This is a genomic window from Cohnella zeiphila, from assembly GCF_014212055.1.
GTDB classification, from domain to species: Bacteria; Bacillota; Bacilli; order Paenibacillales; family Paenibacillaceae; genus Cohnella; species Cohnella zeiphila.
Genome location: NZ_JACJVO010000020.1, coordinates 60,403 through 80,220, shown reverse-complemented (window position 1 = coordinate 80,220; position 19,818 = coordinate 60,403). Strand labels below are relative to the sequence as shown.

Below are 19,818 nucleotides of genomic sequence, written 5' to 3'. Positions count from 1 at the left end.
CGGAGCGAAGCGTCGTAAGCGCGCCGCCGCTCGCCCCGGCCCTTCTTTTACTTGGCGTCGTCCATATTGTCCTTCGTGATTTTCTTGTACGGAATCCAGACATACTTTCCGTCGGTTATGTCATAGCCGGTGTTCTCCTTGGAGGGCGTCTCTCCGTTCGCCAGCGCAAGCGCCAGGCTGAGCGTCGCCCCGCCCTGGTTCTTCGCGTCGTTCAGGACGGTGCCGAGCAGCGTGCCGTCGGACAGCGCCTGCAGCGCCGGGGCGGTGGCATCGACGCCGACGACCGGCATGAACTTGTTGTCCTTGAAGTAGCCAGCCGCCTTCAGAGCTTCGATCGCGCCGAGCGCCATGTCGTCGTTGTTGGCGATGACGGCTTCGATCTTGTCGCCGTGAGCCGACAGGAATGTCGCCATCTTATCCTGCGCCTTGGCCCGATCCCACATGGCCGTGTCTTCGGCGACTTTCTCGACCTTGATGCCGGCGTCCTCGATCGCCTGGACCGAGAACTTCGTGCGCAGCTCGGCGTCCTGGTGGCCCGGCTCGCCTTTCAGCATGACGTACTGCATGACGCCGTCTTTGTTCGTGTCCATCTCGGGGTGCGCTTTCCAGTAATCGGCGAGCAGCTCGCCCTCCATCGTGCCGGACTGCTCCGCTTTGGCGCCGACGTAGTACACTTTGTCCCACTTCTTCATGTCGTCGGCGAGCGGCTCGCGGTTCAGGAACACGACCGGGATGTTCGCCGCCTTCGCCTTATCGATGATGACGCCGGCCGCCGTGCGGTCGACCGCGTTGATCGCCATGGCGTCGTATTTCTTGGAGACGAACAAGTCCACTTTGTCGTTCTGCGTAGGCTGCGAGTTCTGGCTGTCGACGATGTCGACCTTGGCCTTGCCGCCGGCCGCGTCGCTGATCGCGTTCCGCACGCCGGTCATGAACGTGTCGTCGAACTTGTAGATGGCGACGCCGATCGTCTTCTCGCCGCCGCCGGAGCCGCCGCTCTCGCTCTTGTCGTCCGACTTGCCGCAGGCGGACAAGGCGGTCACCGCCAGGGCTCCGGCCATCAGCGCCGGGATCCATTTCTTTGTCTTTCTCATTACATGGCCCTCCTCGGTTTATGGGGTTTGCTCCGTTCCGCTTTGATTATGTCGGATCGCCCGGCGAAAGCGAATTCAATATCCTCATCACTTTCTAGGAAAATCCTCAGGTGAACAAGGCCGCTCTAATGAAACTGTAAGCTCTTATGAGACTCAAAAGTCGGAATATCGCGTTCTAACGAATCCAAGAAACCTTATGGGCCCCGACCCGACCGGAAAACGACGATTGCAAGCTCCATAAGGTCTGCTCGTTTCGTTACATTTTGCCATTGCTTGATTTTGCCGAAATAGCGTCGCTCAAGTTCGTTAGCGTTAGCGTAGCAATTACACCGTACTCCTCCATCGGCAAGCCTCCTCTACTGCACGAACGGGAACAGCATCTTCTGGTTGTCGGACCAGAACATGCTCTCGGAGTCGATGACCCGCGTCTCGGTATCGATTCGCCGGTCGACCTTCTGATGCGCCGCGGCGGCCAGCGCCGTCTTCACGCTCAGGTAGCCCATGGTGAACGGATTCTGAATGAGCGTCGCCTGGATGACGCCCTCCTGCAGCCATTCCAGCTCCTCGAGCGAATTCTCGAAGGCAACGAGCTTGATCCGCCCGTCCGTTCCGGTCTGCCGCAGCGCCTCGGCCGCGCCGACGGAAGCGGCTGCGTTGAGCGCCAGGATGCCGTCGACCGGCGCCGGCGCCCGGTCTTCGACGACCGAACGGACCTGGCTCTCGCAGGCGGAGACCGAGGGTCCGCAATATAGCGTCCTCGCCACCGACATCCCGGGAGCCGCCGACCATTCGTCGACGATCCCCTTCTTCCGCTGCTCGTCGTTCCGATCGTCCGGCGAGGAGCCGAGAATGACGAACCGGCCTTTGGACCCGGCCAGTTCCTTCAGCTTGTCGGCCGCCTCCCGTCCGGCTTTGTAATTGTCGATGCCGATGAAGCTGCTGATCCGGTTCGACGCCACCTCGGAGTCGACGGCAACGACGGGAACTCCTTTGCGCACGGCGTTATCGACGTCCTCCGCCAGCTTGCCGTAATCGCTCGCCGCGAGAACGATCGCGTCCGCCCCGTAGGCGACGTACTGGCGAACGAGCTCCTGCTGTCTGGCGACGTCGTCTTCTTCATCCGCCCCGTCGAATGTCAGCTGGACGCCGAACTCTTTGGCCGCCGCCTCCGCCCCCATCTTGATCGTGTTCCAGTAGTCGCCGTTTTTGCTTTTGGCCAGCAGGACCACCTGCTTGCGCTCGTCCGGCGCCGGCTGCAGCTCCACCTGGCGGGAGCAGGCGGTCAGCATCAGCGCCGCGGCCCATGCCGCAAGACCGAGCCGCATCGCGTTACGCCTCAGCCGCATCATCGGAATCCCCCTCCCTCCGGACAGGAAGCCAGACCGTCACGACGGTGCCTTCCTCCCGCTCGCTCTCGATTCCCAGCCCGTACGCCTCCCCGAAGTTCAGGCGAATGCGCTCGTGCACGTTGCGCAGACCGATGCCGGCCCCTTCGCTTCCGGGCAATTCCGCCAGCAGTCCGGCGGCCCGTTCGGGACTCATGCCGACGCCGTTGTCCTCCACCGCCAGCCGCAGCTTCCCTTCGCGCACGTCCGCCCGGATCGCGATCCGGCCTTCGTCGACGGAAGGCTCGATGCCGTGATAGATCGCATTTTCCACGATCGGCTGCAGAATCAGCTTCGGCGCCAGCAGCCCTTTCGTCTCTTCGGACGCGGACAGCTCGAATTCGAATTTGTTCTTATAGCGGATTTTTTGAATGATGAGATAGTTGCGGATATGCTCCAGCTCGTCATCGAGTGGAATGATCTGCTTGCCCTTGGACAGGCTGATCCGGAAAAACTTCGACAGCGACGTAATCATCGTGATCACTTCCTCGTTCTTGCCTGTGCCGGCCAGCCGAACGACGGAATTGAGCGTATTGTACAGAAAATGGGGATGAATCTGCGACTGCAGCACTTCGAGCTCGGAGCGGCGCTTCGATTCCTGCTGGGAGATGATCTGGTCCATCAGCTCGCGGATCCGGCCCATCATCAGGTTGAACCGGCGCGACAGCCGCCCCACCTCGTCGTCCCGGCGGATCGGAATGGCGATGTGGAAGTTGCCCCGCTCGACGAGCTGCATCGACTTCTCCAGCCGCTTGATCGGCTGCGAGATTTTGGCCGACATGTAGAGCGTGATCGCCAGCACGAACAGCAGCGCCAGGGCGAGCAGCCAGACGAGGAAGCCGCCGATGTCCCGCTTGGTCGCCCCGATCTCGTCCATGTACGAGACGCCGACGATTTTCCAGCCGACGTTCTGCACCGTCTGGATCGTAATGAGCCGCTGCGTGCCGGTCGAATCGTCGAAATAGCTGCCGTACGTATATTTGAGCGCCTGCTCGACGTTCTCGTACTTGATGCCTGCGTAGATGAGCTGCTGCTGCGGATGGTAAATGATGTTGCCCGCAGAGTCGTCAATGATATAGGCGTATCCCTTCTGGCCGAGCTTGACGCTGCTCGTCAGGTCGTCGATCATCTTGAAGTTGACGTCGACCAGCAGCACCGCGTCCGTCTCCCGCCCGTTCACCGTCAGCTTGACTCCTTTGCTCATCGACACGACCCATTTGTACTGCCCTTTGAAAAGGTTCTGCACGTGGGGGATCGAGAAGCTGAGGTGGTTCGGATTCTCCACCGCCGAACGGAACCAGCTCTGCGTCGTCAACTGGGTGTTGGAGCGCATCGGCACGGATGGGAGCGCTGTCAATTCACGGCCGCTTTGGTCGAACAGGGCGATCGTCACGAGATCCTCGCGCGTGTTGAAGATCGTGCCGAGCCGATCCGTCAGCCGGCTGCCGGTCGGATCGTCGTCCTGGCGGAACGTGTTCTCCACTTCGCCGAAAAAAATCGTCATGCTGCGGATGTAATATTCGAGGTTTTTGGTCACCTGGTAGATGATCTGCTCGTTGCCGCGGAACGTGTTCCGCTCGGCGGTGCGCGTGAACTTGTCGTAAAGCACGTAGCTGACCGTCAGCACGACGGCCGTCGTCATCGCGGCGAAGGAGACGGCGATGAGGAACTGGATGCTCTTGAACCGATAGCGCCGGAAGCGGAAGCCGATCACTTCGTCTCTTCCTTTCGAAGGCCGGCCCGGTACTCCTTGGGGGAGAGGCCGACTTGCTTTTTGAAGCTGAAGCTGAAGTAGTTCGGATCGGCGTAGCCGACCTTCTCCGCGATCTCGAACGCCTTGAGGTCCGTCTGCGCGAGCAGCTCCTTGGCCGTGTCCATCCGCAGCTGCTGCAAATATTGAACGTAGGTGAGCTTCGTTTCCTTTTTGAAAATGCTGCTGAAATACCCCGCGCTGATGTGCAGGCGGGCGCACACTTCGGCGATCGACAAGCCGCTGTCGGCAAAATGGGCTTTCGTATATTCCTTCGCCTGCTCCACCAGTCTGTTGTACGCGGTTTGGCGGTCGGCGGCGATCCGGCTCATCACGCTCCGGGCGATGCGGACGACCCACGCCTGCGCTTCATCGAGATCGCGGATACGGGAGAGCTCGCCGAGAAGCTGGGGGTTCCCTCCTCCGAACAAGCCGCCGAGGTCCTTGCCCGTATCCTGTGCCGCCCGCATCAGCGTGGCGGCGATCTGCAGCAGGAACAGCTGCACGCTCTGCAGCGCAGCGTCCGGACCAAGGCTTCGCACGGCCGCAAAATGCTTCTCCACCGTCTCCGTCATCTCTTCCTCCGTGCCGAACTTCAGGCAGCGGATGAGCGCCTGCTCCTGCTGCTCGTCGTAGCGAAGCGGAGCGGCCTCGCGCGCTTCGACGTCGCCGATCGGGATGAGCCGGTTGCTGCCGAGCAAAAGCCGGTAGTCGAGCGCGGCGGCCGCCTCCTCGTAGGAATAGCGAACGTTCCGCAATCCGTCCGCCTCCCCGCTGACGCCGATCGTCACCGTCAGCTTCAAATACTTCTCCACGCTTTGGCGGATCTCCTCAAGCGCGGCATAGAAGCCCGCCGGCCAGTCCGGCCCCGCCTCGCCGGAGGAAGACAGCAGCACGACATGGCCGTCGTGCTGGAACACGAGCCCCGCCCGGCGGCGCTCCGCGATCTCCTCGGCGATGTTGCGCACCGCGAAGCGGTGCAGCTCGACGTCCCCGGCGTCCGCCGGCAGGTCGAGCCTCGCGGCCGCGGCCAGGTGGCGGCCGTCCGCGGGAAGCTTCAGATCGTAGGCGGCCAGCTTTTCGCCGATCTCCCTTTCGCTCAGGCTGCGCGTGGCGAGCGAGCCGAGGAAAAGCTCCCGCAGCAGCGGCAGACTGCGCCGGTAATGCTCCTTCAAGCTGTCCATGTCCTCGCGCAGCGCCCGCTCCCGGTCGAGCTCCGCCTTCACTTTGCGCAGCGCCTGCAGCAGCTCCTCCTTGGAAAACGGCTTCAGCACGAACTCCGCGATCTGCAGCCTGATCGCCTGGCGGGCGTATTCGAACTCGTCGTACCCGGTCAGAATGATGATCTTCGTGTCCGGCCGCAGCCCGCGCACCCGCTCCGCCAGCTCCAGTCCGTCCATGAACGGCATGCGGATGTCGGTCACGAGCACGTCGGGAAGACACCGTTCCGCCATCTCCAGCGCCTCGCGCCCGTTCTCGGCGCGGTCCGCCACTTCGAAGCCGTTATTTTCCCAATCGATCTCCTGCAGCACGCCTTCGCGCACATCGGCTTCGTCGTCGGCCAGAATCAGTCTGTACATGCCCTCTCACTCTCCTCGCCCCTTCAATTCTACTCCAGCTCTGCTAAAACCTTCTTGCCTGAATTCAAAGGCCCGGCGCGCTCAAAACCTTCAATCCGGTTCGGGTCGTCTCCCCATCTGCTGGAAGGATGATGCGAAGAGCTTTATGATGGAGAGAGGGACGTTGACTTTTGGCAAGGAGGACGAGCTTGTGGATTTGGCTTTCCATCGGGTGGAGACGGAGGAAGAGATCGCGGGCCTGGCCCGGCTGGCTTCGGAGATTTGGAACGAATACTTCGTGCGCATCATCTCGCAGCAGCAAATCGACTATATGGTCGCCAAGTTTCAGTCCGCCGAGGCCCTTGCGGATCAAATCGGGAATCAGGGGTACGAGTATTATGTGATGCGTGCCGGCGGCGTGAATGTCGGTTATTTGGGAATCAAACCGGAAGCCGGGAAGCTGTTTTTGAGCAAGTTTTATATGCGGCAGGAGCATCGGGGAAAAGGGTACGCCAGCCGCGCGATGGAATTTCTGGTTGAGGCGTGTAAATCCCGTAAGCTGAGCGCGATCTGGCTGACGGTCAATCGGCATAACGATGCGGCGATCGCCGTTTACGAGAAGAAAGGATTTCGAACCGTGCGGACTCAGGTGGCGGATATCGGGAACGGTTTTGTCATGGACGATTACGTGATGGAAAAGGAAATCGCGACGGACTAAGGCCGCTCCCGGGTTTGGACTGCCAGCCGATCGCCCCGCTCCTCGCCGAAGCGGCGGTCGCGGAGCGGTCGATCGATATACCGAATTGGCGGTCGCGGAGCGGCCGATCGGTATGCAGAATTGGCGTTCGCGAAGCGATCGGCCGGCCTTACGTCACGCGGATGACGATTTTGCCGCGCGCCCGGCGGCTTTCGCTTTTTTCATGCGCACGGACCGTTTCCTCCAACGGGAAGATGGAATCGATCGCCGGCACCAGTCGTCCTTCGTCCGCCAATCGGGCCAGCTCCGCCAATCCGGCGGTCCCGATCGGCGGGTATTGCACCTCCTGTACGGCCACTGACGCACGGGCCGCCTTGTCGGGCGAGTACCGTCCCCAGGCGACCGGCACCAGTCGGCCCCCCGGCTTCAGAACGTCCAGCAGCCAATCCCCCCGGCCTCCGCCGACCGTATCGAGGACCAGGTCCGCGGACTGCTTGAGCTTCTCCGACAGTTCTTCCGCATAGTCTACGAACTCGTCCGCGCCCCGCTCGCGAACGAACGGCTCGTTGCGGGCTGAGGCCGTTCCGATGACTCGGGCTCCCTTCCATTTGGCCAATTGCACCGCCAGGTGACCGACGCCTCCGGCTGCGCCGTTGATCAGAACGGTCTGGCCGGCTTTCAGTTCCCCTTGCATGAACAGCGCATGCCACGCCGCGAAGCCGGACTGGGGCAAAGCCGCCGCGCGGACAAAATCGACCGATTCGGGCTTCCGCGCCAGCTGCCCGGCCGGAACCGCGACGTACTCCGCGCAGGCCCCGCTGTCGGTGGTCATCCCGAAAACGTCGTCGCCCGGGCGCCAGCCTGCCCCATCTTCCCCTGCGCCGACCACGACGCCCGCTACGTCCCAGCCGGGGATGTACGGGAGCTTGAACGCATCTCCTGCAAGGCCGGAGCGAATCTGCCAGTCGCCCGGGTTGACGCCGACCGCATGAACGCGGACGATGACTTCGCCTGCGCCGGGCTTCGGTACGGCCACCTCTTCCAAGCGCAGCACCTCCGGTCCTCCTCGAACGTGGTATCGGATCGCTTTCATCGTTTGGGGGATTTCCATGGTCATATCGTTCTCTCTCCCTGTTCGTTGTATTGGCGGCCATCGTTCCTTACAATAGTAGAAAAACCGGATACCGGGAACAACGGACAATGCGGCCCTTGGGTCGGTTACCCGACAAATCGGACGATTTGTCGGAGGATGAATACGACGGACCGCTATGCAGGGTTCGGTCGAGGAAGGAGCGCGCCATAAAGGACGCCGAAGAAGCACAGGTTGAACGGGCAGTCGACGAGCGAGGAGAGGAGCACGCCATGAAGGACGTCGAGAACAATGCGGACAGACGAAGCAGGCGCTCGCGGCGGCTGCTTGAGCAATCGTTCGTTGAGCTGATGCGGGAAAAAGGCTTTACCGCGATGACGATCCGGGACATTACCGACCGGGCGGATGTGCACCGGGGGACGTTCTACGCGCACTATCCGGACAAATTCGCGCTGCTGGAGCAGTCCATCCGCGGCAAGTTCCGCCGCCTGCTGGAGAGGGAGCTGCCGCCGGATGCCGGTTGGGAGCCCGAGCATCTGCGCGTACTGATCCGTACGGTGCTGGAGCACGTCCGGTCGCTTTACGGCCGCTGCAGTCCGGTCGCCGCCGTCGATCCGCTGTTCGAGCAGTCGGTTCGAGACGAGCTTTTCCATCTGCTGCGGCGCTGGCTTGGCCGGCTTCGCGCGACCCGGGACGACCGGCAAGTCGACGTCGACACGATGGCGCTCATGACGAGCTGGTCGATCTTCGGAGCCGCGGCGCAGTGGAGCAAAAGCTACGAGGGCGTCAGCGTGGAAGAGATGACCGGCCGCGTGCATGCCGTACTGACGGAAGGAGCCGGCCGGTTCGCGGCCGATCCTTTCCGGGATTGAATGCAGCGGAGGGGCTGCGGCGGGCGCTTTTGCGGCACGGCGTGCCGCTATCCCGCCAGGCCATACGAAAAAAGGCCGGCTCACGCACCAGGGCGTGGCCGGCCTGTCTTCGAGGTAACGCAGGTTCCTCTTTGAGCCTGCTAACTCAGCGATTCGGCTCGCAGACTTCGAATTCAAGCTCGAAGCCGCGCGAATCTTTCGGGTAGATTCTCAGCTCCGCTTCGCCGAAGCGCTGCGTCCAGCAGTCGGCGGCGGGGAGGAACGGCTCCAGCGTCTCGCGCACCCGGTCGTCTTCCAGAAAATGCTCCGTTGTAAGCCAGCGCCCGGAGCCGACCGGCTCGCTGTCCGCCCAGCGCCGGGGAACGAGCCAGTCCGCGATGACGACCGTCGCCCCCCGCTCCGCCCGATCCCGTACCATAGCCAGCGTCTCTTCGGAAATTCGCGAGCCGGCGACGACGATCAGGCCGGGGCGGCCCAGCCGGCCTTCGCTCACCGTCTCGTCGAACGTCAGCGTGCTGCGGGACGGATAGAACAGCGGATGCACTCCCTCCGCGACGTGAGCCGAGCTCCCCCGCTCCAGCGGGAAGGAAGCCGCGGGCACGTCCGCCTTCAGCCGATGGCGCGGGAAATCGTAGCCCGGAATGTGCATGCAGCTTCCGTGCGGCGGGATCGTTCCGCGGCTGAGGAGATGCCAGACTTGGAACACGCTCTGCGTCGTCTCCGGCGCCGGCAGCGTACGGTTGCCGAGCAATCTCTCGTTCTGCCCGTAATTGCCGTCGTCGGCATGAATGATCGCGATGTCGCACTCCGCATCCCCGTGGCTCCAGCGAAGCGGATGCGACGGAACGAACTCGCGCGCGAACTCGTCCCACACGTCGCCGAATTCCGTTCGGCGGAACGTTGTTCCGTTCCCGTAATGAAGCAGCGCGTCCACATTTTCGGCGAACAGCCGGTCCGGCCCCATGAAGTAGCCCAGCCGGAGCGCGGACGCGAATTCGGCCGGCGAATGCCCCGGGAAGCCGGGCGCGCGCGTGAACCACGCTCCTGTATCCGGCCCCCACAGATCGGCGCAAATCCACATCTGCCTGCCGTATTGCTTGGCGGCGCCTAGAGCAGCGGACAGCTGCAGCGGCTGGAACGACTCTTTCATGATTTTCGGACAGGGAATCATGCCGCTCCGCGCGAACAGGTGAAACATGACAGGGAACACTTGCTCCGAGATCAACGGAACGGCATCCGGGTCAAGTCCCTCCCGTTCAAGCAGACGGCGAATACGGGCGGCGCGCTCCGCGACCGCTTCCGCCACCTTCCGGCCGGCTTCGGCAAGGGAGAGACCGTCGGTCGCTCCCCAGTGAGGATAGAAGCCGTCTTTGCGATACTGCCCGGCGTTGATCTGCAGGTGCTCCGGCTCGTCGTAGAGCAGGCCGGTCAACAGACCGCTGCGGGCGGCTTCCAGCACCGCCTCGTCGGGAATATCCCACCGGTTCGTGCCTTCCGTATAAGGACCGTTGATGTTGCCGTATTCGTTTCCCAGGCAAATCTCCATGCCGCAAAGCGCCGCGTCGCGAACGAATTCGGATTGGCCCGCCAGGTCCGGCATGGCATGATGTACATAAAATTCCGCGCCCAGCTCTCGCATCGCCCGAAGGAACGCGACCGGTTCCGGCGTCGGATCCTGCGGGGCCAGCAGGCTGCCGGTGCCCGTCCGCATCCAGCACGCCGCTCGCTCTTCTCCGGCCCAGGGGTCCTGCCAGGAAACGGCCGGACCTTGGATGCCGAGTTTGGGGCGAAATGCAGCCCTTCTTCCAGTCGAACTCATGGTCTCGCTTCCTCCCATGCCGCGCGAAGATAAGGCAGGCTCTCTTCCGTCAGAGGAGCGTTGCACTCGACGGAATACGCTCCCTCATAGCCCGCCCGCCTCAAGGCGGCGAACAGCTCCCGGCACCGGGAAGGAGCCGTGCCCGGCGCGACCCGTCCCTCGGCGGCCAAGTGAACGTGGGCCAGCCAGCCTGCTTGCCCGGCCACCTCTTCCGGCTTCTCCCCTTCTAAATCCATATGATAGAGATCGGCCAGAATCCGAACCGATTCGGAGCCGACAGCCTGGGCGTAAGCCGCCGCTTCGGCCACGCGGTTGATGATGTTGGATTCGCGGCGGTTCAGCGGTTCGATCGCCAGCGTCACGCCGCTGCCGCGGAAGACGCCGCCCATCATCGCCAAGGCGTCAAGCAGCTGCTCCTTTGCACGCTCCGGGTCCCATCCGTCCGGCACCGAGCGGGCGCCCCCGCTTCCGATGACGGCCGTTCGGACGCCGATCTCGCTTAACGCATCCGCCGCGACTTCGACATAGGCGCGAATCCGCGCGGCGCTCGTATCCGGTCCCGTCAGCTTCATATCGCCCGGGAAAAACACGTTGACCGCCCGAACCGGCACCGGGCTTGCCTTGTACGCCCGGATGCGCTCCCCGAGTCCGTCCTTCTCTTCGAGCCGCAGCGCGGTCACCGGGCATTCGATAAAGTCGAAGCCGAGCTCCGCTACCCGCGGCGCTTCTTCAATCCGCGCGCACCAACCGATCGTCGTTCCGTTCATCGTCCAGCTCCTCCCCGTGTCTCGTCTTCCTTTACTCTTTTCTGCATATCGGGGCCGACTCCTTCCGGATTTCAGAAGACGCTTCCAGCATTCGACTCGCCCCTGACGGCCGCAGGGGAGCAGGCGGTAACGCTAACGAATTTCAGAGACGCTATTCCGTTCAAATCAAAGGCTGGCGAAATCTAACGAAACGAGGAGAGCTTATCGAGGCGCCGGATGGCCGTTAACCGGACAAAACGAGCAAATAAGTCTCCTACGTTTCGTTAAAACGCAAACCGCCCTCTTTTTCGCCCAATAAGAACGTATGGTTTCGTTAGCGAGCGAGACGGAAGCGCTCCGTATCCGCCCCACTTGCCGCCGACGCGACAAGCGGACCGCTCTCGGTCCGTTGCCCGCAGGCCGCGGAGCCGGGCGGTCCGCTAGCCCTGTCCCTTGTCGACCGGTCCGGTCCGCTTTATGCCTTCACCGCCCCGGAGGTCAGGCCGTCGACGAAGTACCTCATCGAGAAGCCGATCACCAGCATGAGCGGAAGCGAAGCGAGCACGTAAGCCGCCATCATCGGCCCGTAGTCGCTGGAGTAGTCGTTCGTGAACGACATGATCCCGGTTACGATCGGCTTGAGCGATTCCTTGTTGATCGTCACCATCGGCCAGATATAGTCGTTCCAGGAGGTGTTGAAGTTCAGCACCGCGACCGTGCCCAGAATCGGCTTGGACAGCGGCAGCACCAGGCTGCGGAGAACGGTTCCTTCCCGCGCCCCGTCGATCCGGAAGCTCTCGAACAGCTCTTCGGGCAGCCCGGCGAAAAAGCTGCGCAGCAAAAACACCGCCATCACGCAGCCTCCGGCAACCTGAGGCAGAATGACGACCCAGTAGCTGTTCAGCAGATGCAGCGCCGCCACCATTTTGAACATCGGAATCAGCACGAGCACGGTCGGCACCATCATCAAGGCGATAATCGAATAATAGATCGGCTCCCGTCCGGGAAAACGGTACCTGGCAAGCGAATAGGCCGCCAGCGACGAGACGATCAGCACGCCGACCACGACCGCGACGGCGATCAGCAGCGAATTCCCCGTATAAGGGATGACCTTGCGAAACGCTCGGCCGTAGTTGTCCCAACGGATGTCCGTCGGCAGGCGGAAGATGCCGAGGCTGATCTCCAGCCGGGATTTGACGGAAGTCAGCAGCATGATCAATACCGGAAAAAAGCTAAAGAACACGAACAAAGACAAAAGCACGGCCGCGACGGCGGAAACCGCCCTTTGATTTCTCATTTCAGACCTCCTCTCCGTAACCGTTATCGTCAGCCGCAACCGTTATGGTCAGCCGAAGGCTGATGAATCGGTTGACAGGTCCCCGCTACCGCTAATCGTTCTCGGACCGGACCAGCTTGTTGGTCGCGAAAGTAATGGCCAGCATCGCGATCAGCATGACGAATCCGATCGTCGAGGCGTAGCCGAAATCGTTCCTTGAAAATCCCGATTGAAACATGTACAGGCCGGGAACGAGCGTCGCGTCGCCGGGGCCTCCGCCGGTCATGATCAGAGGCTTGTAGAACGACTGCATCGCGTGCAGCACGGACAGAATGAACACCAGCTTGAGCTGGCCCGAGACGAGAGGCAGGTCGATCGAGAGGAATCTCCGCCAACGGCCGCAGCCCTCCAGCACGGAAGCTTCGATCAGGGACCCCGGAATCGCCTGAAGTCCCGCGAAGATGATCAGCAGATAAATCGGGTTGATGAACGGGAACCCGGACAGGATGACGGACCCCAGCGCGGTGGACGTCCCTCCCAGCCAAAGCTGCGGGCCGATGCCCAGCACGGAGACGACCGCGTTCATGCCGCCGACGACCGGGTTGTACAGGAACACCCAGATCAGAATGACCACGACCGACGGCACCGTGATCGTCGCCACGAACATCGTGCGGAACGCATACTGCAGCCTGGCGCTGCGAAGATGGAACAGCAGCTCGGCGACCAGCAGCGGCATCAGCACGCCGACGGTGCAGTCGAACAGAATAAACCGGAAGACGTTCCCGAGCGAGCGGTAAAAGGTCGGATCGGAGAACAGCTCCCGGAAGTTGTCCAGCCCGTTGAAGATGGCCTCGTTGCCGCCCTTCCATTGGTAGAAGGACATCTTGAGCGCCATGACGATCGGATAATAGCTGAATATCGCGAGCAGCGCGATAAGCGGCAGCAAAAACGCGTAAGCGTGCTTGGCCCGGTAAACGGATCTCCACAAAGGCAAACGCGGCTCGGTCCCCCGCATTCTCGAAGCCTCCCTTGCCTCCATCACCCCGCTGTTCCGGAAGCCGAAGCCAGGCGCGGCGGGGCGGCGGCATACTTGGTGTTAAGACTTGTGACCGTAGTCGTTCTCCTTGGTCCAGCCTTTCTCTTTCATGATCTTCGCGGTCTCGTCTTTCATGTTCTTGTCGACCGAATCCAGGAAGTCATCGATGCCGACGTCGCCGAGCACGTAACGCTGAAGCTGCTGCAGCACGTATTGGCGGGCGGCGGTGCCCAGGGGCGCCTGAGAGTTGAGATCGATCTGGTTTTGCGGACGGTATTTGGGCAAATAACGCTGCAAATTCGCGTTGGGCTCGACGCCGACCGCGGTCGGAATGATCCAGTTCATATCCGCCAGCTTGGTGGCGATCTCCGGCGACGTGTAGAACATGATGAAGTCCATGATCTCGTCCTGGATCTTCTCGTCGATCGCCGACGGCATGACGACGAACGCGTCCGCCAGGTCGCCGAATTCGGCGGGGTTCTCGTTGGAGGTCGGCGCCACGTCTTTGGTGATGACGGGGAACTCGAACGTGTCCCAGTTAAACGGCGGCTTCGTGTCGCCGGCGAACGGCTTGGCGTCGATATTGATCGTGAACGTATGCGCCGCCTTGCCCTGCAGCCACATGTCCCGCGCTTCCGCGCTGGTCATGGCGATCGAGCCGGGCGCCCAGTAGCCGGTAAAATCCTTGAACAGCTCGTACAGGCCTTTGATCTCCGGCTTGTGCACGTCGATGACGCCCGTGTCGACCGCTTTGACGTATTCGTCCTGTCCGTATTTGTCGTTCCGGAGGAACGTGTCGATCTGCGGAACGAACTGCTCTTCCGTCTGCTGGGCGGTAAAGCGCGCGAACCAGTCCCACGCGGACGTCACCTTGAGGAAGCCGGCGAACGGTTCCACGCCGATCTTCGCGTCGCGGATTTTCTGGAGGTTGGCGATGAGTTCGGGGTACGTCTTCGGGACTTGAAGGCCGAGCTTGTCGTAGATGTCCTTGTTGTAGGCGATCTTCAGCGTCACCATCGAAGTCGCGATATTGTTCAGCTTGCCGTTCTGCGTGGAACGCATCAGGTTGAGGTCGACGTCGCGGAAGCTTTCTTTCCAAGGCTTATTCGTGTAAGGGCTGACTTTGTCCAGGTACGGGTCCATCTCCAGCACCTTGTAGCCCTTGTCGATGTACTTGTTGTAAGGCTCGTCGTAGCTGAAATCCATGACCGCTTCCGGCTCCTGGTTGCCCGCGAGTTGGGCGGCCATCCAGACGTCGAAATCGGAGTTGGTCTGGGCGACCTCCTCGAAGCTGATGTCGACGTTCGGCTTGATTTTTTTGTACTCGTTGATGACCATGTCCATTCCGTCCTTCTTGCCCGGTCCCGCCCACGAAGCGATCTTGAACGAGACGGGCTTGCCGCCGGACCCTGCATCCGCTCCGTTCGAAGCGCTTTCATTGTTGCCGGAGGAACTGCCGCAGCCTCCGAGCAGCGAAGCTCCCAGAACGACCGCGGCCGACACTGACACCCATTTGACGGATACCGCTCTCACTGTTCTCTGCCCCCTTCTGAATCTGCCGGCGTCCGAAGCCGGCTGCGCATGCCGGATCGTCGGCCCTATCCCAATGTAAAGCTTTTGCCGGAGAAGGGTAAGGAGACAGATTGGTCGTCGATGTTTAAATTTCGGTCCACTTTTTTTGGTATTCGGTGGGGGTCATGCCCGTGCGCTTGCGGAAAAGTTGGCTGAAGTAGCGCTGGTCCTCGTATCCGACCCGGCCGGCGATCTCGTATACCTTGACGCCCGGGGCGCGAAGCCATTCGCAGGCTTTATCGATTCTGAGCTTGGTGAGATAAGCCAGGTAGGTGACTCCCGTTCTTTTTTTAAACAACTTGCAGAAGTAGCTGGGCTCGATGAAAAAAGTGGAGGATATCAGCTCCAGGTCGATGTTCCGGTCGTAGTTGGCGTTCATGAACAGCAGGATGCGGCCGATGTCGTCTCCGCCCGCCCGTTCGCGTCGCCTCTGCAGATCGTCGGCGATCCGCTTCGCGACGGCTTTGAACCAGTCGGCCAGCTCCTCCAGCGTGCCGAACCCGGCGAGCGTCTCCCGGGACAGCAGGTCCTCCTCCACGATATCGTCCGTGTTCACTCCGATCTCGTCCAGCGCTTTGCGGATGGCGAAGCCGATCTCGGTGCACAGGCGGAAAACGGCGTCAGGGGACTTCCGGCGCAGCCGTTCGGCATCTCCGAAAATGGCGTCTACCGCGGCGTCCGCCTCGGCTCCGTCTCTCTCGCCGATGGCGGAGACGAGCCGGCGCACGTGCGCATCGGGAAATTCGCAGGCGGATTCGCCGGGTTCGCCCAGTTCCCCGTATCGAATGAACGCACCCCTGCCTCTGAACAGCATGTAGCCCAGCGCCGTCCTCGCTTCCCCATACAGCGCCGGAAGCTCCGACCACGCCGCGAAGCCCGACACGCCGGCCGTGAGCCGGAGCCCGAGCTGCCGCGCGGCTAACTCTGCGAGCTCCGGCCAATGATCGTCCGCCAGCGGCCGATCTCCGCTTCCTTCGCCGCTCAACACGATCGCGACGTGACGGTCGATCGTCGCCGCAAGCACGGCGAGGCCTCTCTGCTCGAAAACGCCGCAGGCTAGCTGCGCCAGGCGTGCAAGTGTATCGCCATCCGGTTGCACTCGCTTGTTGCCCGTCGCGGCGAGCCGGTCGGGTTCGAGAACCAGCACCGAGCATGGGCTGGCGGCGCTTGCCGTCCCGGGTGCCGCCAAGCCGAACGCTTCCGGCTCACCTGCGGGGAAGCGGCCGGTCAGCAGCTCGCGAAGCCGCTGCTCGCGCACGACCGGCTGGAACTCGCTCAGCCGCTGCTCCATCGTCCGCAAATCGGCCTGCCGTCGCTTCCCCTCGTCGATCTTCCGCTTCATGTCGGCCAGCGCGCCGGCCAGATCCTTTTCCTCGATCGGCTTCAGCAGATAATCGGCCACTTGATTCTTCAGCGCCCTGCGGGCCAGGTCGAATTCCTCGAAGCCGCTGAGCACGACGAAATGCGGCGTCAGCCCGTACGTTCGGCATTCCTCGATCATGTCCAGCCCGCTCTTGTAGGGCATCTTGATATCCGTCAGAACGAGATCCGGGTTCCGTTCGATGGCGAGCGCGGCTCCTTCTTCTCCGTCCCGGGCCGTGCCGACGATCTCGAAGCCCAGCGCGTTCCAATCGACAATCTCCCGAAGTCCTCGCAGAATCGAGGCGTCGTCGTCGACGATGATCGCCTTATACATCGGAACCCCTCCCCTCCGCGACGCCGTCCGTCGCGGGAATTCTCACGTACACGCTCGTATATTCGCCCGGCTCGCTCTCCACCGTCAGGCCGCACGGCTCGCCGAAGCGGAGACGCAGCCGCCGGTGCACGTTGCTCAGCCCGATATGCTCCCGCTCTTCGGACAGGTCGTTCAGGCGGGCCCGAATGTCGGCCAGCGTCTCCGGTTCCATCCCCGCTCCGTCGTCCCACACCTGCAGCACAAGGCCGCTCCCTGCTTTGTCCTCGATCTCGGCGGCGGTAATCCGCACCCGTTGCGCCCCCCGCTTGCGGTCGATGCCGTGCTCGATGGAATTCTCGACCAGCGGCTGCAGCACCAGCTTCTCGATCTTGGCGTCCAGCCAGCGTTCGGGAATGTCCACCTCCACTTGCAGACGATCCTCGTATCGGATTTTCTGCAGATTGATATAGCTTTGAAGATATTCCAGCTCGTCTCTCAGCGTAATCTCGCGTTTGCGGTCCGCGATCAGATAGCGGAACAGATGTCCCAGCGACTTGAGCATCTCGGCCGTGACGAGGTCCTTGTTGACGACGGCGAGCATGCGGATCGACTCCAGCGAGTTGTACAGGAAGTGAGGCTTGATCTTGCTTTTCATGGCGTCGAATTCGGCTTCCTTGGTCATGATCTCCGCGCGGTGCATCCGGTTCTTCGTCTCGTTCAAGTCCGCCACCAGCCGGTAAAAGCCTTGTCCCAGCTCGGCGATCTCGTCCTGGAACGCGGGCGGCTGCTGAGGCCAGAAGGCGAAGTCTCCGCTGCGGATTCTCCGCTTCACTTCCTTGGACAGCTTCTTCAGCGGCATCGTCATCCGATGGGCGAACAACGCCGCCAAGGCCAAAGCGCCGACAACGCACAGCCCCGTCGAGTACAAAATGATTCGCTTGATGCTCCGCTGGTTTTGCAGCACGTCGGACAAGGGGGAATCGACGATGAGGCTCCAGTCGCTGTTCGGAATCGCGTCATAGACGGTCAGGCGCTTGCCCGCCTGATCTTTGGGGAACAGCGGGGACAGATCGAGCGAACGGGTTCCCCTCTCCAGCGGAAAAGCGACGGTCGAAAGCGCCTCTCCGACATGGGATGAATCGGAGCCGGACACGATGCGGCCCTGCGGATCGCCGATCAGAATCTGCGAGCGGTTGGCCAGATGGACCGAATCGTTGATCGCCGAGAAGTCCCGTTCGTCGAAGCTGATCACCACCATGCCGATCGGGCGGAAGCGGTCCTCGGACTTGACGTATTCCCGGACCTCTCTTGCGACGAACACATACGCGCTTCCGTTGTCGAAGCTTCCCCAATAAGGCTTGCCGTCGAGCCGGTCGACCTCTTCGCGCCAGTTCGGATCCGCGACGGCTTCGGGCCGGAACGCGCTGGCGCCTGCATAGATCTTCTCGCCATTGGCGTTCAGGATCGCGATTTCCTTGGCCATCGTGCCATGAACCTTCAGCTCGAACAAATATTTCTCGAGCGCGTTGGAGACCGCGAGCTTCTGCTGCGGACCGGCCGGCTCCTCCTGCCGGAGCAGCGCCGTCACCGTATCGTTGGTCATCACCATCAGGACGGCGTCGGCGGCGTCGCCCATAAAGTTGGACGTATTTTCCTTGGAGTGCTCCAGCGCGGTCTCCAGCATCGCCATCGCGTTCCGCTCGATGATGCCGGTCGATTGGTCGATGGTGAACACGGAGACGACCGTCGTCGGGGCGACGATGAACGCCAGCAGGAGCACGAGAATTTGCGAGCGGACGCTATGGAAAAGGGGCAATCGCTTCAGGCTGATCATGTCGGCAGTCACTCCAGAGAGGGTCTGTAGGCGTAAACGCTATCATTGTAAGCCCATTCCGCTCGCCCGACAAGCTCCGTCTCGATGGGGCGGAAAGGAAAGGCCAAGCTCTAGAGGAAGAGGCCCCTGCCCTGGCCATGGAATGTTCCCCGTTCTCCAAACTTGCTTGGGACTTTCCCGATTTGCCTGTACAATGGGAGAATAGGGACGAAGGAGGAGAACCAAGATGCGTACGTTAGTCTGTCTATTCGGCTTCACCCCAGAGCAGGAAAAGGAGATCGCCGCGGCCGCGCCGGGCTGGAAAGCCGTGTTCGCGAAACCATCGGATATCGATGCCGCGCTGCTTCGCGAGGCGGAGGTCGTCTGCGGCTGGCACGCCGTCGTCGAAAATGCGCTGGCCGGAGGCGGCGACTCGCGGCTTCGCTGGGTGCAGACCGGTTCGGCGGGCGTCGATAACGTGCCGCTTACGGAACTGGAGAAGCTCGGCGTCACGGTGACGACGGCCAGCGGCGTGCATCCGGGTCCGATGGCGGAGACGGCGTTCGCCATGCTGCTCTCGTTCACGCGCAACCTGCACCTCTCCGTTCGCAAGCAAACCGAGCGGAAGTGGGAGCGGTTCGAGAACTACGGGGAGCTGCGCGGCCGGACGATCGGCATCGTCGGCGCGGGGCAGATCGGCAGCGAAGTGGCGCGGCTGGCGCAGGCGTTCGGCATGCGCACGCTGGGCGTGCGGCGCTCGGGCGCGGCGGCGGCGTTCTTCGACCGGATGACGGCGATGGACGGGCTGGACGACGTGCTGGCGGAGAGCGACATCGTCGTCAACATTTTGCCGGGAACGCCCGAGACGCAGCGGCTGTTCGACGCGCAGCGGTTCGCGCGGATGAAGCCGGACGCGCTGTTCGTCAACATCGGACGGGGAAGCTCGGTCGATACCGATGCGCTCGTCGACGCTCTGCGGGAAGGCCGGCTCGGCGGCGCGGGACTGGACGTCTTCGATCCGGAGCCGCTGCCGGCGGACCATCCGCTGTGGGAGATGGACAACGTCATCGTCATGCCGCACATCGGGGGCATGACCGACCATTACAAGGATCGGCTGGCGGCTCTCTTCATCGAGAACCTGCAAGACTACCTGAAAAACGGAGCCCCGTCGCGAAACGTCGTCGATTACCGGCTGAGCTACTGAGGAATGAGGCGGACGGGGCGACTTGGAGGGGAAGAACGTTCTCGCTCGTAAAGCGGCGGTAGGGCTTGTCAAATCTGCGCAGATGCAGGGATTTCCAGCGGTATCGGTCTTTCGGAGGTCAAAACTGCAAATGTGCAGGAATTTCCGCCGGAAGTGGCCTTTCGGAAGCTAAAAACTGCAAATGTGCAGGAATTTCGGGGTCAACAGCGCTGTAAACGCGGCACGGAGTC

Annotated in this window: 15 protein-coding genes; 3 read left to right on the top strand and 12 right to left on the bottom strand. The window is 62.0% G+C overall.

Annotation, left to right across the window (positions count from 1 at the left end; translation table 11 throughout):
* Window positions 1-47: 47 nt before the first annotated feature.
* The 4 genes from H7C18_RS16145 to H7C18_RS16130 all read right to left on the bottom strand — a co-directional run bounded on the left by H7C18_RS16145 (window position 48) and on the right by H7C18_RS16130 (window position 5,809).
* Window positions 48-1,094 carry a galactose ABC transporter substrate-binding protein gene (locus H7C18_RS16145; protein WP_185130118.1) on the bottom strand — a complete coding sequence of 349 codons (1,047 nt, stop codon included), beginning with the start codon at window positions 1,092-1,094 and terminating at the stop codon, window positions 48-50.
* A 356-nt stretch (window positions 1,095-1,450) separates the two neighbouring features.
* Window positions 1,451-2,443 (bottom strand): substrate-binding domain-containing protein, encoded by a 993-nt coding sequence (locus H7C18_RS16140; RefSeq protein WP_185130117.1) that lies wholly within the window; start codon window positions 2,441-2,443, stop codon window positions 1,451-1,453.
* Window positions 2,424-4,121 (bottom strand): sensor histidine kinase, encoded by a 1,698-nt coding sequence (locus H7C18_RS16135; RefSeq protein ID WP_185130231.1) that lies wholly within the window; start codon window positions 4,119-4,121, stop codon window positions 2,424-2,426. Before H7C18_RS16135 ends, H7C18_RS16140 begins: the two co-directional genes overlap by 20 nt.
* 68 nt (window positions 4,122-4,189) lie before the next feature.
* Window positions 4,190-5,809, bottom strand: a complete 1,620-nt coding sequence (locus H7C18_RS16130) for a response regulator transcription factor (protein ID WP_185130116.1) — start codon at window positions 5,807-5,809, stop codon at window positions 4,190-4,192.
* 190 nt (window positions 5,810-5,999) lie between these two features.
* On the opposite strand from H7C18_RS16130, the gene H7C18_RS16125 reads away from it, so the two are divergent.
* Window positions 6,000-6,506, top strand: coding sequence for a GNAT family N-acetyltransferase (locus H7C18_RS16125; protein ID WP_337913591.1), 507 nt, complete (start codon window positions 6,000-6,002; stop codon window positions 6,504-6,506).
* 148 nt (window positions 6,507-6,654) lie between these two features.
* Here H7C18_RS16125 and H7C18_RS16120 read toward each other — a convergent pair whose 3' ends face one another.
* Window positions 6,655-7,602 carry an NADP-dependent oxidoreductase gene (locus H7C18_RS16120; protein ID WP_202887099.1) on the bottom strand — a complete coding sequence of 316 codons (948 nt, stop codon included), beginning with the start codon at window positions 7,600-7,602 and terminating at the stop codon, window positions 6,655-6,657.
* Between the two features lie 245 nt (window positions 7,603-7,847).
* On the opposite strand from H7C18_RS16120, the gene H7C18_RS16115 reads away from it, so the two are divergent.
* Window positions 7,848-8,447, top strand: coding sequence for a TetR/AcrR family transcriptional regulator (locus H7C18_RS16115; RefSeq protein ID WP_185130114.1), 600 nt, complete (start codon window positions 7,848-7,850; stop codon window positions 8,445-8,447).
* A 145-nt stretch (window positions 8,448-8,592) separates the two neighbouring features.
* On the opposite strand, the gene H7C18_RS16110 is transcribed toward H7C18_RS16115, so the two are convergent.
* The 7 genes from H7C18_RS16110 to H7C18_RS16080 all read right to left on the bottom strand — a co-directional run bounded on the left by H7C18_RS16110 (window position 8,593) and on the right by H7C18_RS16080 (window position 18,405).
* The gene (locus H7C18_RS16110) at window positions 8,593-10,266 is read right to left on the bottom strand and encodes a hypothetical protein (RefSeq protein WP_185130113.1); all 1,674 of its coding nucleotides are present in this window, start codon (window positions 10,264-10,266) and stop codon (window positions 8,593-8,595) included.
* A complete protein-coding gene (locus H7C18_RS16105; protein WP_185130112.1) occupies window positions 10,263-11,033 on the bottom strand; it encodes a sugar phosphate isomerase/epimerase family protein in 771 nt (256 codons plus the stop codon). Before H7C18_RS16105 ends, H7C18_RS16110 begins: the two co-directional genes overlap by 4 nt.
* A gap of 454 nt (window positions 11,034-11,487) precedes the next feature.
* Complete coding sequence (locus H7C18_RS16100) at window positions 11,488-12,309, bottom strand: carbohydrate ABC transporter permease (protein WP_185130111.1); 822 nt, start codon at window positions 12,307-12,309, stop codon at window positions 11,488-11,490.
* Between the two features lie 91 nt (window positions 12,310-12,400).
* On the bottom strand, window positions 12,401-13,303 hold the full coding sequence (locus H7C18_RS16095; protein ID WP_185130110.1) for a carbohydrate ABC transporter permease: 903 nt from the start codon (window positions 13,301-13,303) through the stop codon (window positions 12,401-12,403).
* Between the two features lie 81 nt (window positions 13,304-13,384).
* Window positions 13,385-14,857 (bottom strand): ABC transporter substrate-binding protein, encoded by a 1,473-nt coding sequence (locus H7C18_RS16090; RefSeq protein ID WP_185130109.1) that lies wholly within the window; start codon window positions 14,855-14,857, stop codon window positions 13,385-13,387.
* A 124-nt stretch (window positions 14,858-14,981) separates the two neighbouring features.
* Window positions 14,982-16,592 carry a helix-turn-helix domain-containing protein gene (locus H7C18_RS16085; protein ID WP_185130108.1) on the bottom strand — a complete coding sequence of 537 codons (1,611 nt, stop codon included), beginning with the start codon at window positions 16,590-16,592 and terminating at the stop codon, window positions 14,982-14,984.
* Window positions 16,585-18,405 carry a sensor histidine kinase gene (locus tag H7C18_RS16080; RefSeq protein WP_185130107.1) on the bottom strand — a complete coding sequence of 607 codons (1,821 nt, stop codon included), beginning with the start codon at window positions 18,403-18,405 and terminating at the stop codon, window positions 16,585-16,587. Before H7C18_RS16080 ends, H7C18_RS16085 begins: the two co-directional genes overlap by 8 nt.
* A 226-nt stretch (window positions 18,406-18,631) precedes the next feature.
* On the opposite strand from H7C18_RS16080, the gene H7C18_RS16075 reads away from it, so the two are divergent.
* A complete protein-coding gene (locus H7C18_RS16075; protein ID WP_185130106.1) occupies window positions 18,632-19,588 on the top strand; it encodes a D-2-hydroxyacid dehydrogenase in 957 nt (318 codons plus the stop codon).
* Window positions 19,589-19,818: the final 230 nt, after the last annotated feature.

What these genes read in the sequence shown, in the direction of transcription:
- H7C18_RS16145 (WP_185130118.1), bottom strand. Translation starts at nt 1,094, where the DNA reads ATGAGAAAGACAAAGAAATGGATCCCGGCGCTGATGGCCGGAGCCCTG.
- H7C18_RS16140 (WP_185130117.1), bottom strand. Translation starts at nt 2,443, where the DNA reads ATGATGCGGCTGAGGCGTAACGCGATGCGGCTCGGTCTTGCGGCATGG.
- H7C18_RS16135 (WP_185130231.1), bottom strand. Translation starts at nt 4,121, where the DNA reads ATGACGACGGCCGTCGTGCTGACGGTCAGCTACGTGCTTTACGACAAG.
- H7C18_RS16130 (WP_185130116.1), bottom strand. Translation starts at nt 5,809, where the DNA reads ATGTACAGACTGATTCTGGCCGACGACGAAGCCGATGTGCGCGAAGGC.
- H7C18_RS16120 (WP_202887099.1), bottom strand. Translation starts at nt 7,602, where the DNA reads ATGACCATGGAAATCCCCCAAACGATGAAAGCGATCCGATACCACGTT.
- H7C18_RS16115 (WP_185130114.1), top strand. Translation starts at nt 7,848, where the DNA reads ATGAAGGACGTCGAGAACAATGCGGACAGACGAAGCAGGCGCTCGCGG.
- H7C18_RS16110 (WP_185130113.1), bottom strand. Translation starts at nt 10,266, where the DNA reads ATGAGTTCGACTGGAAGAAGGGCTGCATTTCGCCCCAAACTCGGCATC.
- H7C18_RS16105 (WP_185130112.1), bottom strand. Translation starts at nt 11,033, where the DNA reads ATGAACGGAACGACGATCGGTTGGTGCGCGCGGATTGAAGAAGCGCCG.
- H7C18_RS16100 (WP_185130111.1), bottom strand. Translation starts at nt 12,309, where the DNA reads ATGAGAAATCAAAGGGCGGTTTCCGCCGTCGCGGCCGTGCTTTTGTCT.
- H7C18_RS16095 (WP_185130110.1), bottom strand. Translation starts at nt 13,303, where the DNA reads ATGCGGGGGACCGAGCCGCGTTTGCCTTTGTGGAGATCCGTTTACCGG.
- H7C18_RS16085 (WP_185130108.1), bottom strand. Translation starts at nt 16,592, where the DNA reads ATGTATAAGGCGATCATCGTCGACGACGACGCCTCGATTCTGCGAGGA.
- H7C18_RS16080 (WP_185130107.1), bottom strand. Translation starts at nt 18,405, where the DNA reads ATGATCAGCCTGAAGCGATTGCCCCTTTTCCATAGCGTCCGCTCGCAA.
- H7C18_RS16075 (WP_185130106.1), top strand. Translation starts at nt 18,632, where the DNA reads ATGCGTACGTTAGTCTGTCTATTCGGCTTCACCCCAGAGCAGGAAAAG.